At 56.5% G+C, this 11651-nt stretch carries 10 protein-coding genes; all 10 read left to right on the forward strand.

Going from position 1 to position 11651, the window contains the following annotated elements:
• Positions 1–50 precede the first annotated feature (50 nt).
• The gene (locus VEZ52_RS10510) at positions 51–1319 is read left to right on the forward strand and encodes a (Fe-S)-binding protein (RefSeq protein ID WP_324836766.1); all 1269 of its coding nucleotides are present in this window, start codon (positions 51–53) and stop codon (positions 1317–1319) included.
• Between the two features lie 522 nt (positions 1320–1841).
• Positions 1842–2969, forward strand: a complete 1128-nt coding sequence (locus tag VEZ52_RS10515) for a 2-oxoacid:acceptor oxidoreductase subunit alpha (protein WP_324836767.1) — start codon at positions 1842–1844, stop codon at positions 2967–2969.
• 12 nt (positions 2970–2981) lie between these two features.
• On the forward strand, positions 2982–3812 hold the full coding sequence (locus VEZ52_RS10520) for a thiamine pyrophosphate-dependent enzyme (protein WP_022659691.1): 831 nt from the start codon (positions 2982–2984) through the stop codon (positions 3810–3812).
• A gap of 1 nt (position 3813) precedes the next feature.
• Positions 3814–4344, forward strand: a complete 531-nt coding sequence (locus tag VEZ52_RS10525; protein WP_324836768.1) for a 2-oxoacid:acceptor oxidoreductase family protein — start codon at positions 3814–3816, stop codon at positions 4342–4344.
• A complete protein-coding gene (locus VEZ52_RS10530) occupies positions 4344–4568 on the forward strand; it encodes a 4Fe-4S dicluster domain-containing protein (RefSeq protein ID WP_022659689.1) in 225 nt (74 codons plus the stop codon). Before VEZ52_RS10525 ends, VEZ52_RS10530 begins: the two co-directional genes overlap by 1 nt.
• Positions 4569–4584: 16 nt before the next feature.
• Positions 4585–5490: a phosphate acyltransferase gene (locus VEZ52_RS10535; protein ID WP_324836769.1), complete on the forward strand. Its 906-nt coding sequence runs from the start codon at positions 4585–4587 to the stop codon at positions 5488–5490.
• A gap of 150 nt (positions 5491–5640) precedes the next feature.
• The gene (gene buk, locus VEZ52_RS10540) at positions 5641–6717 is read left to right on the forward strand and encodes a butyrate kinase (RefSeq protein ID WP_324836770.1); all 1077 of its coding nucleotides are present in this window, start codon (positions 5641–5643) and stop codon (positions 6715–6717) included.
• Between the two features lie 528 nt (positions 6718–7245).
• Entirely contained in the window at positions 7246–8676 is a 1431-nt protein-coding gene (locus VEZ52_RS10545; RefSeq protein WP_324836771.1) for an SLC13 family permease, read from the forward strand.
• Between the two features lie 333 nt (positions 8677–9009).
• Positions 9010–10965 carry a sigma 54-interacting transcriptional regulator gene (locus tag VEZ52_RS10550; protein WP_324836772.1) on the forward strand — a complete coding sequence of 652 codons (1956 nt, stop codon included), beginning with the start codon at positions 9010–9012 and terminating at the stop codon, positions 10963–10965.
• A 153-nt stretch (positions 10966–11118) separates the two neighbouring features.
• A complete protein-coding gene (locus VEZ52_RS10555) occupies positions 11119–11301 on the forward strand; it encodes a hypothetical protein (RefSeq protein WP_291445298.1) in 183 nt (60 codons plus the stop codon).
• The last annotated feature ends 350 nt before the right edge of the window (positions 11302–11651 follow it).

Raw genomic sequence — 11651 nt, forward strand, 5'->3', positions numbered from 1 at the left:
CTTGATCCCAACAATATCCTGAATCCTGGCTGCATCTTCGGAGGCCAGGCATGAGCAAGTCCCTGGACGAATTGAAAGCAGCCGCCCTCAAATGCACCCGTTGCGGGCAGTGCCTCACCATCTGCCCGGTTTACGGCAAGACATACGAAGAATCCAATTCTTCGCGCGGCAAGCTTTTTCTGCTGCGTTCTCTGGCGGACGGCACGGTAAAGCCCACCAAGGAGCTGATGGAACTGGCCGCCCGTTGCACCCTGTGCATGCGCTGCAAGGCCATCTGCCCTTCCGGCGTCAACACCACCGACCTGATCATGGCCTTGCGCCGCAAGATGGCGGAAGAAGGCCAGCTGCCAGCCGCAAAGAGCATAGCCTTCAAAGCTGTCACCAAGGGTCGGCTGTTTGATATGGCCCTGAGCCACGCCAAACCTTTTCAGTCCATACTCTTCAAAAATACTGAAAACGGCGCAGGCAAGGTTTCACGCATTCCCATCCCCGCCGCAGGGCTGAACCTGCGCCGCGTTGTCCCGGCCCTGGCCGACAAGCCGCTGCGCAAGGTCATGCCTGCCGTCAGCAGCCCCAAGGGATCCGCCCGTGCCCGGGTGGCCTTTTTCCCCGGCTGCATGCTCAACTATGTCTATGTCAATGCGGGCAAGGCCCTCATAGACGTGCTGGTTGCCAACGGCGTGGAAGTGCATTTGCTGGACAACCTTCAGTGTTGCGGCACACCGCTGTTTTCATCCGGCGATTTTGACGGCGCGGCCCTGCTGGCTGAAAACAACGCGCGCATCCTTTCGCGCGGCAGCTTTGACGCCGTCATCACCGGCTGCGCCACCTGCGGCTCGGCCCTCAGCAAGGAATACGGCGAGGTGCTGCAAAACAGCGATACGCTTTCTGCGTGGGAAGGATTCAAGGACAAGGTCTTCGACTTTTCCGACTTCCTCACCAAGCTTGGCCCTGCGCCCTATGTGCAGAACGTCCCCCTCAAGGCGACCTATCACGATGCCTGCCACCTTGTGCGAGGCATGGGCGTATCCAAGCAGCCCCGCAGCCTCATCCGCGCCATACCCGGCCTGCGCTTTGTGGAAATGAGCCGCCCCGATGTCTGCTGCGGTTGCGCGGGCACGTTCAGCGCCACTCACTACGACCTGTCCCAGCAGATTCTGGCGGATAAAACCAGCGACATTCTGTCCACAGGGGCGGATGTTGTCGCCACTGGCTGTTCTGCCTGCAAGATGCAGCTTATCGACGGTTTGAGCCACCGCGGCGCAAACATTCGCGTGCTGCACACTGCCGAACTGCTTGCCAAGGCATATGGCCTGTAACAGGGCCATGCCGCGTCCCCTACGCGGCATCCCTCGCGGGCATACTTGCTGTTTTGTTTGAGCCATCTGCACAGCGAGCATGCCCGCAGGGGGACAGGGTCTGATCAGCCGCAAGCTACTTGAACTCCCTGCTATTTAATCTTTTGCGCGGGGATAAGGGATCAGCCCAGTACTACGCAGCTGTATACAACGTTAACTTTCGCAACACAGACGAAAACATCGTTAACAAAGCAATCCAGCTACAAGAAAAAAGATCAACTATTTCAGATTAGTGCAGCCATCAATTTTTTGGCATACTACTTGCTAACCTACAAACTGCAACTCTTGGATGATGGCAGAAAAATACGCTCTATAATGTCTGTATTTTTCATTTATGAAAAGAAATTACAGCCATACCAACTGCACTCAATGCCACTATTTCTGGCAAATGAAGTTGTTTTGCACGAAGCAGTACACATCAAATTGAGCAATGGCAGAATAATTACTGGTGGCACCACAACGGAAACGAGGTTTAGAAAGGCAATGAAAAAACAAAGCAAGCTCATCCAGGGTAACGCCGCCATAGCCCAAGGCGCGTTCTACGCAGGAGCGCGGTTTTACGCCGGGTATCCCATCACACCTTCGTCCGAAATTGCTGAAATCGCCTCGCGCGAGCTCCCCAAGCTTGGGGGCATTTTCATGCAGATGGAAGACGAACTGGCGAGCATGGGCGCCATCGTAGGTGCATCACTGGCAGGCGTGAAGTCGTTCACCGCCACCAGCGGCCCCGGCTTTTCGCTTATGCAGGAAAACCTCGGCATGGCGACCATGGGCGAAGTGCCCGTGGTGGTGGTGAACGTGCAACGTTCCGGCCCCTCCACTGGCCTTGCCACCAAACCGGCCCAGTCCGACATCATGCAGCTGCGCTGGGGACGGCATGGCGACCAGGAAATTATCGCGCTGACCCCGGCCTCGGTACAGGAATGCTTTGACCTGACGGTCAAGGCCTTCAACCTGTCCGAAAAATACCGCGTGCCGGTTATCATGGCCCCTGAAGAAGTCTGCGGCCACATGCGCGAAAACGTTGTCATTCCTGACCAGGGCGAAGTGGAAGTAGTTGACCGTAGCCAGCCCACCTGCGCACCTGCCGACTACAAGCCCTTCTGCTTTGATGAGGGCGCGGTTGCACCTCTGGCACGCTATGGCAGCGACTATGTTTTCCATGTCACCAGCTCCATGCATGGCGAAAACGGCTTTAGCTGCAATACGCCCGAAAATGCAGGACGCAGGGTCGCCCAGCTGCACACCAAGATTGCCCAGGGCCGTGATGAAATCGTCATGACGCGCTACTTCGGCAAAGAAGACTGCGAAACCCTGATCATTACTTCCGGCGTGGTCACCCGTGCGGCCCGCAGTGCCGCGCAAGAGGCCAATGCCAGCGGCGGCAAGGTTGGCGTTCTCCAGCTGCAAACCCTGTGGCCCTTTGCCGATGTGGAAGTGCGGGAAGCCGCACGCAAGGCCAAGCGCATTGTTGTTGCTGAAATGAACTATTCCGGCCAGCTGGCTGGAGAAGTGAAAAAATATGTGCCGGATCCTTCGCTGGTTGTTGGGGTTAACAGCTACAACGGCAGCATCATGACCCCGGCCCAGATCGCAGCCGCCTTGAAGTAAAGGAGAAATACAATGGCACAGGCTATTTCACGCTCGCTTCTTAACAAAGAGGCACTGCCGCTCATGTGGTGTGCGGGCTGCGGCAACGGCATTGTCCTGAACGCGCTTTTGTGCGCCATGGACGAGCTGAATCTCAAGAAGGAAGACGTTCTTGTCGTTACCGGCATTGGCTGCTGGGGCAAGGCCGATGATTATATTTCCGCCAACGCCCTGCACACCACGCACGGGCGCGCCCTCACCTTCGCCACCGGCGCCAAGGCTGCCAACCCCAATCTCCACGTCATCGTTCTTATGGGCGACGGCGACGGCACCACCATTGGCGGCAACCATCTTATCCATACGGCCCGCCGCAATATGGACCTTACGGCCATCATTGTGAACAACCTGAACTACGGCATGACCGGCGGCCAGTATTCGGCAACCACGCCCAACGGAGCCATCACCAGCACGTCTGTTGGCGGCAACCCCGAGCGCGGCTTTGACGTGTGCGATCTGGTACGCGCGGCAGGGGCCAACTTTGTGGCCCGCGAATCCGTCACCAGCGGCATGCGCCTCAAGAACCGCATTGTTGCCGGTATCCAGAAAAAAGGCTTTTCGCTTATCGAAGCCATGAGCCCCTGCTCCACCCTGTTCGGCCCCCGCAACAAAATGAAGCAGCCTGTGGACATGCTGCGCAATCTCAAGGAAAAGGCCGTTTCTCAGGCCAAGTTTGATTCCATCGAGAATGCCGCGGATCTTGGCTACTTTGTCACCGGCGTCATTGCCGACAAGGACGTTCACGATTTCAACACTCGCTACGAGGCCGAGCGCGCGGTGATCACGGCCGCCAAGGGAGGAAAGTAGCATGGCCCAGTATGAATTTATCATGGCTGGCACCGGCGGGCAGGGCCTTGTGTTTTGCGCGTCCTTCCTTGCCGAAGCCGCAATTCTGGGTGGCCGCAACGTAGTGCAGTCCCAGTCGTACGGCATCTCGCAGCGCGGCGGATTTATCAGCGCCGAAGTGCTGATGGACGATGCGGAAATCCTTTTCCAGCAGGTCGTCAAACCCAATCTGATCATTGCGCTGAACGAGGTTGTGGGCACCCGCTACGACAATGCCGTAGCCCCCGTTGTGTATGACACCTCGCTCATGAAACCCCGCCAGATAAGCAACTGGATCGGCATCCCCATGACCGAGATTGCCCACGAACTGGGCGCGCCCAAATCGGCCAACCTTGCCGGTCTTGGAGCGGCCATGGCGCTTACCGGGGCACTGCCTCTGGACACGCTGCTGAGCATCGCCGAACGCAAGGGCAAACCCGAAGTGGCCAAGATTAACATGGAAGTGATCAGGCGGGGCGCTGCTGCTGCCCAAGCCGCCCGGGGGGGAAACTGATGAGCGAGGAAAAGAAAACTTTTGAAGTTTGCGTGGATGCCGTGCTCTGCAAGGGCTGCGGCTACTGCAAGGAACTTTGCCCCAAGTCTGTTTACGACTTCGGCACGGAATACAATGCGGCTGGCTATCTCTTTATGACTCCGGTCAATGCGCAGGCCTGCATAGGCTGCCGCACATGCATGATGGTCTGCCCCGACTTTGCCATTGAAGTTCTGGAAAAATAACAGGCCGGAGTCAGTCATGGTATACAAGAGCTTTGACGAGCTTGAAGCAGCAGTGATGCAAAAGGCCCACAAGTGCAAGGTGGCTGTGGTGGAAGCCGCAGACGAACATGTGCTTGAAGCTGTGCGGCACGCTGTTGAAGTGGGCCTTGTGGAGCCGCTGCTGTTTGGCAAGCGGGAAGATATCGCAGCAAAACTCAAGGCCATAGGCCTGCCGGGCGATGCCTATCCCATTGTTGAAACTGCCACGCCGCAGGAATCAGCCACAGGGGCCGGCATGGCGGTCAAGGAAGGCCGGGCCAACTTTATTCTCAAAGGCCTGATCCAGACCGGCGTTCTTCTCAAGGGTCTGTTCAAGGAAGAAACCGGCTTCCGCACCGGGCGGCTGATCTCGCACATGAACATTGTGCAGGTTGCCACCTACCCCAAGCTTCTGGCCCTGTGCGACGCCGCCATCAACATTGCGCCTTCGCTCGAACAGAAGCGCGACATTACCCAGAACGCGGTGGATGCTCTTGCGCGCATGGGCATTGATAATCCCAAGGTTGCGGTGCTGGCCTCTGCGGAAACCGTCAATGAAAAAATGCCTGAAAGCGTTGACGCCGCCGCGCTGAAAGAAATGAACAAAAACGGCCAGATCACCGGCTGCCTGATTGAAGGCCCCATATCCTATGATCTGGCGGTATGCGCTGAATCAGCCGCCACCAAGGGCTACGAAAGCCCCGTTGCCGGCGATGCCGACCTGCTGGTGTGCCCCAATATTGTCACCGCCAATGTGCTTATCAAGTGCCTGCGCCATACGGCCAACGCGCTGACCGCAGGCATAGTGGTGGGCGGCAGGGTGCCGGTGGTGCTCAATTCCCGCGCGGCAAGCGCTGAAGACAAGTTCAGGACCATGGTTCTTGCGGCCTCTGCCGCAGGGTAGCCAACTGCGGATGGGCTGGCCCTGCCCCTTGCTCTCCTGAGCCAACCGCTCGCAAGGTTTCAGGCTGCCGCGCCGCAGTGCAGCTCAGCACATCAGGCGCGGCAGCCCATGACAGCAAGAGCATTTTACATTGTTCCACAAGGATATGACATGGCGGAAACCAACTATACCGTTCTTTCCATCAATCCCGGTTCCACCTCCACGCGGATTGCCGTTTACAAGAACCACGAGCTCTTGTTCCAGAAAAAAGTGGATCATCCGGCAGAATCCCTGCGCGGTTTTGAGAGCAACGTGGCTCAGTTCCCCATCCGCCTGGATGCCATACTGAAGGCGCTGCAGGAAGAGCAGTTTGACCTGCACCAGCTCTCCGCCGTGGCCGGGCGTGGCGGCAAACTACCCCCGCTTTTGCAGGGCGCGTATCTTGTTGATGAAGGCATGCTGGATTTTCTGCGGCACCGCCCCATTGACGACCACGCCTCCAACCTCGGCGCATTGCTGGCGCACGAAATCGCCAAGCCGCTGAACATCCCCTCCTACATCTATGATGCCGTGGTGATGGATCAGATGGAAGAGATCGCCAAACTCTCCGGCCTGCCGGAAATTCGCCGCAAGGCCTCATGCCATGCCCTCAACATGCGCGCCATGGCCATCAAGGCCGCCGCGAGCAAGGGCTGGAAGCTGGCAGACAAGAACATCATCGTCAGCCACATGGGTGCGGGCATCAGCGCCACGGTCATTCATCAGGGACGCATGATTGATGTCATCACCGATGAGGAAGGCCCCTACTCGCCCGAACGCTCCGGCGGCCTGCCCAACAGGCAGCTCATCGACCTGTGCTTTTCGGGCAAGTTTGACCGCCATTCAGCCACGCGGCGCACGCGCGGTCAGGGCGGCCTGATGGCCTATCTTGGCACCAACAACGCCCTTGAAGTTGAACGCCGCATTGCCGAAGGCGATGAAAAAGCCCGCCTTGTGTACGACGGCATGACCTATCAGGTTGCCAAGCACATTGCCTCGCTGGCTGCGGTCATCAACGGCCAGGTGGATGTTGTCGTGCTGACCGGCGCGCTTGCCAACTCCTCGTACATCATTGACCGCGTGGTGCCCCGGATACAGTTCCTCGGCGAAGTCATGGTGCTGCCGGGAGAAAACGAGCTGGAAGCGCTGGCTTACGGAATTTTGCGCGTACTGCGCAAGGAGGAAGGTTTCCATACCTTCCACGAATAGTCAGGTGCACCCGTGTCGCGCTGCTTACCCCAATCCCTGTAGATAGAGCAGCCCCCTCAGGGGCAAGGCGGATATCCGCCTTGCCCCTGCGAGCGACACACCGCTCCGCCCTGTTGGTGAATTTCTGGCAACGCAACGTTTAACTTGCTTATTGACATTGTTAGCGCAAAAAACACTGGCGCACGGCATCTTACAGTTAGCTGAAAACAAACAACAATTTTTACGATCACATTGGCGCAAATGCGGCCCCAAGCGGAATCAAGCGGAATCAAAAACAAGGCGCGTAAAGAGATTCTGTGGATATCTCAAACGCGTTTAACGAACTGGTTGTCTGTGTTTGGCATGCGCGCACCAGGGCCCGGCAAGAGCGTTATTGAATTGTATCTGATGTGACGCTCAACATATGAAACAAATTTTTACGTTGGGTTGCTAGCGCCTCTTTTGCATTTTCTGTCTGCTCCGGGGTTGTTAATTTCTCGTTCTTTTTTTGCCCTGAGGCCGTTCCAATTTTTACACAGAGGGAGTGTCATGGCTGAAATCGCTGCTGAAAACAAAGGGAATCTGGTCAAGAACATTCGCCTTGCGGGGTCTGTTCTTTCCATCATCCTTGGTATCTGGGTTGCCCTGCAAGCGCCGCCGGAAGGCCTGAACGAAAAGACCATGATTGCTCTTGGCATCACCGTGTGGGCTGTGGGCTGGTGGATCACCGAGATCGTGCCCGAATTTGTCACCGGTTTGATGATGTGTATCTTGTGGTCGGCCTTCAAGTGCGTACCCTTTAAAACAGCGTTTGCCACGTTTTCCACCTCCGGCTGGTGGATCATGGTCGGCGCATTCGCCCTGGGCGCAGTGGCTGGCAAAACAGGCCTTTTAAAACGCATCTCACTCTGGGTGCTCAAGCTGTTCCCTGCCAGCTTTGCCGGGCAGGTGTGGGGGCTGATTGGTTCGGGCACTGTGATCGGGCCGCTCATTCCCAGCATGAACGCCAAGGCCACGCTTTCTTCGCCCATCGCCATGGGCATCAGCGATGAACTTGGCATTGAACGCAAGTCCAACGCGGCCAACGGCCTGTTCGGCGCATGTTATGTGGGCTTTATCCTCATGGGTCATATGTTCATGAGCGGCTCGTTCAGCCATTACGTGCTGGTGGGCATGCTGCCCGAGGCTTATCGCGGCGTTACGTGGTTGCAGTGGCTTTTGTGGTCGTTGCCCTATGGCGTGTGCGTTTTCCTCGGCATGGGTCTTTTCATCGTGACCTGCTACAAGCCCAAGGAAAAAGTCAGCCTGCCCGCAGGCTACAGCAACGCCCAGCTTGAAAAGCTCGGACCCATGACCCGTAATGAAAAGCTGTGCATGGGCGTGCTTATTGTCACCCTGCTTATGTGGATGACCGAATCGCTGCACAAGATATCTGCCGGTGAAGTTTCGCTCATGGCCATGTGCGTGCTCATGCTGCTCAAGGTTATGGACAAGAATGATTTCAAGACGGGCATCGACTGGTCGTCCGTTGTTTTCGTGGGCAGCATCCTGAACATGGCCTCGGTTATCCAGTCTCTCAAGGTTGACCGCTGGCTTGGTACGGAACTGCAGCCCCTCCTTGCCAACGTGATTTCCGAACCCGCGCTGTTCATCGTGACACTGGTGGTTGTGGCCTCGCTCGTCAAACTGGTTATTGTGTCGCTCACGTCCGCCTCGGCCATCTTTGTGCTGATTCTTCCGCCCATCATGATCGCCCACGGCATGAACCCCTGGATCGCCTGCATGGTCACCTTTGCCGGCAGCGATATCTGGTACCTGAGCTACATGAATTCCATTTACCTTTGCGCCCATTTCGGCACGCAGGGCAAAATGGCGCGGCACTCAGCCATGATTAAACTTTCGGCTGCCTATACCGCCATATGCGCAGTGGCCTTCCTTATCAGCATACCCTACTGGAGAATGCTCGGTCTCATAAAGTAACGGGGTTCCGGCGTATCCGGTACGCAAGCTGAATTTGTTACGCAGTCGCGGTAGGGATTTTATTGTGAAGTCCTTGCCGTGACTGCGTCGTTAAGCAGAATATACGGGATAATCGCGGCATAAAGGGTGCAAGACATTCCTGGCTTGCATTGTTTGCATGGCAGGGCAGAACGGCACTGACGCAAGACAGACTTTGGCCTGTGTTTTTTCAATACCTGCTGTATTCATTCAATATTTCATGCTGCTCATGTTTACTTTGCATACAGCGAGGTTTATGTTTTTAACACCGCCCGGCGCATACGCCATGCGAACCAACCAGATGACGAGGCTCCCATGCTGCCAGCCAGTTTCAAACCCCGTATTCTTTGCGTGTCCATTTATGATGAAATGGCCCAGCTTGTGCGCCACTCCGCAGGCCAGTTCGGCGTTGAAGTAGATGTGTTTGATGGCGGCATTTACAACAGCGGGCACCTCCACGCGCTTGAGGTGGAAAACCGTTACGATGTCATCATCAGCCAGGCGGGAACGGCCATTGCCATCCAGCATATGGTCAAAACACCTGTGGTGCCCATCCAGATTACAGCCAACGACATCGTCACCCCCCTGCGCGAAGCGTCAGAGCGCCATCAGAACCTGCTCTGCATCACCTACGACAGCAACCTGAGCGTTGATATTGAATCATTGGCGGCCTTTGCGCGGCTTAAAAATTTCCGCCAGGTCATCTACCGCAACGAGCAGGACTTCAACAGTATCATTGCCCGACTTCCCACGTTGAATGATGTTGCCGTGGTCGGCTTTGGCGGATGCGTCATTGAAAAGGCGGCGCAGTACGGGCTGCCCTACTATCTCATACGCTCCAGCAAGGACAGCGTGCATCAGGCTGTGCTTTCCGCCCGCAACATTGTTGACCAGCACATCAAGGAGCGTACCCGCTCCCGCCGCCTGAACAATATTATCAACTATTCTCTCAGCGGCATCGTTTCCGTCAATCGCGATAAAACCATCGCCATCTGCAACCGCCCGGCAAAGCAGATGCTTGACCTGCACGGCAAAAAGCTAGTGGGCATGGATATTGATGCCCCGTCAACGCCGCCGGAACTCAAACAGATGCTCGGCAACGGCGAATACACCGTGGACAAGGTCTTGCCCCTCAAGGGCAAGACCCTTGTGGTCAACCGCGTACCTATCCGCGTTCGCGAGCACGACCAGGGCACCATCATTGTTTTTCAGGAACTTTCCAAAATCCAGAAAATCGAAGCTGAGGCCCGCGTACAGCTTGCCAGCAAGGGCTTGGTGGCAAAATATAATTTTTCAGACATCATTGGTTCAAAAAACACCCTTGGCCCGGTTGTGGCCGAAGCCAAGCGCTATGCCCGCAGCAGCGCCTCCATTCTCATCGAAGGAGAAACAGGTTCCGGCAAGGAGCTTTTTGCCCAGAGCATCCACAATTTCAGCGAACGCAAAAAAGGCCCCTTTGTGGCCCTGAACTGCGCGGCCCTCCCCGAACACCTGCTGGAGAGCGAGCTTTTCGGCTATGAGGAAGGGGCCTTTACCGGCGCGCGCAAGGGCGGCAAGCCGGGCATGTTTGAACTGGCCCACCGGGGAACGCTGTTTCTGGATGAAATCAGCGAAATGAGCCTCGCGACCCAGGTGCGTCTGCTGCGCACATTGCAGGAAAAAGAAATCTTCCGCATTGGCGGCGACCGTGTAATCAACATTGATGTACGCATTATTGCGGCTTCAAACCGCGACCTCTACGCCATGGCGCAGGAAGGCTCCTTCCGGCGCGACCTGTTCTTCAGGCTCAACATCTTGCCGTTGCAAATACCGCCTCTGCGCAAGCGCAAGGAAGACATCCCCACGCTCATTGCCCATTTTATCAAAAAAAACCATCAGCACGTGGCCGGGCGCAGCCGCCTCAAGTTTGACGATGCAACGCTTGCCGCATTGGCAGCGCACGGCTGGCCGGGCAATGTGCGCGAGCTGGAGCATATTCTGGAGCGTGTGTTTACCCTCTATGACGAGCAACAGGACTTTGACGCGCTGATTACAGACATCATGCGGCGGCACTGCCTGCGGCAGGGTATGGCTGGCCCATGCCGCCCTCTGGATGATGTTTTGCAGGTGCCGCGCGGCACCATGGCAGAGATGGAACGCTTCATTCTGGAGGCCTCGCTTGAAGAGCACGGCGGCAACAAAAAAGCTCTCGCTGACGCTCTGGGCATCAGCCGCGTGACCGTTTGGAAAAAACTCAAGGAACTTGAAGGCGAAGAGCAGGGGCAGGACTGACCCATGGTTGTACGAATATGGCCTGAATCCAGCCACGCATTTGACGCCCATAATCGCGGCGGGTCTTGCCCTGGTATTTTTACCCTACAGTTTTTTGCGCTTCTGCCGATCAGATGGATGCACAGGTTCGCATAAGCGGCCAAGGAGCAAGCCATGGACGATGTGAAGATGGGCATGAGCGTAAGCTTGGCCAGAAGCGCCTTGAACATTCAGGCCAACATGTCTGCCGCGCTTATCAACGGAACTATTGATAAGGGCGCTGAAATGGAGCAGAACATGCGAAGCCAAGGGCTTGCCGCCGAGGGCATTGGCGGAAAGCTGGACGTGCAGGCATAATACGCTTTGCCGTACGAAGAGGAACAGCCGCCGGGTTTTGCCCGGCGGCTGTTGCGCGTTGAGAGGGTAAACCACAAATCAGGATCAGCCTGCGGCCCGGCTGCAAACGGCCATTTTACGCCTTCCGCTGCCGCAGTTTCGGCGGTTTTTAGTTTATCCGCACTCGTTGACAAATACCCGCAGAGTAGTAAGGCTGTATGCGCCGGTTCCCGGCCCAGATTCTGCCCATATCCGCACAAGGAGTTTTTGTGAAAATTCTTGTAACACCCCGTTCTTTCGGCAAAACCAATCCCGAGCTGTTTGACCGTCTGGCCCAGGCCGGGCTGGAAGTGATACGCAACGACACGGGC

The organism is Desulfovibrio sp. (genome assembly GCF_035644575.1).
GTDB lineage: Bacteria > Desulfobacterota > Desulfovibrionia > Desulfovibrionales > Desulfovibrionaceae > Desulfovibrio.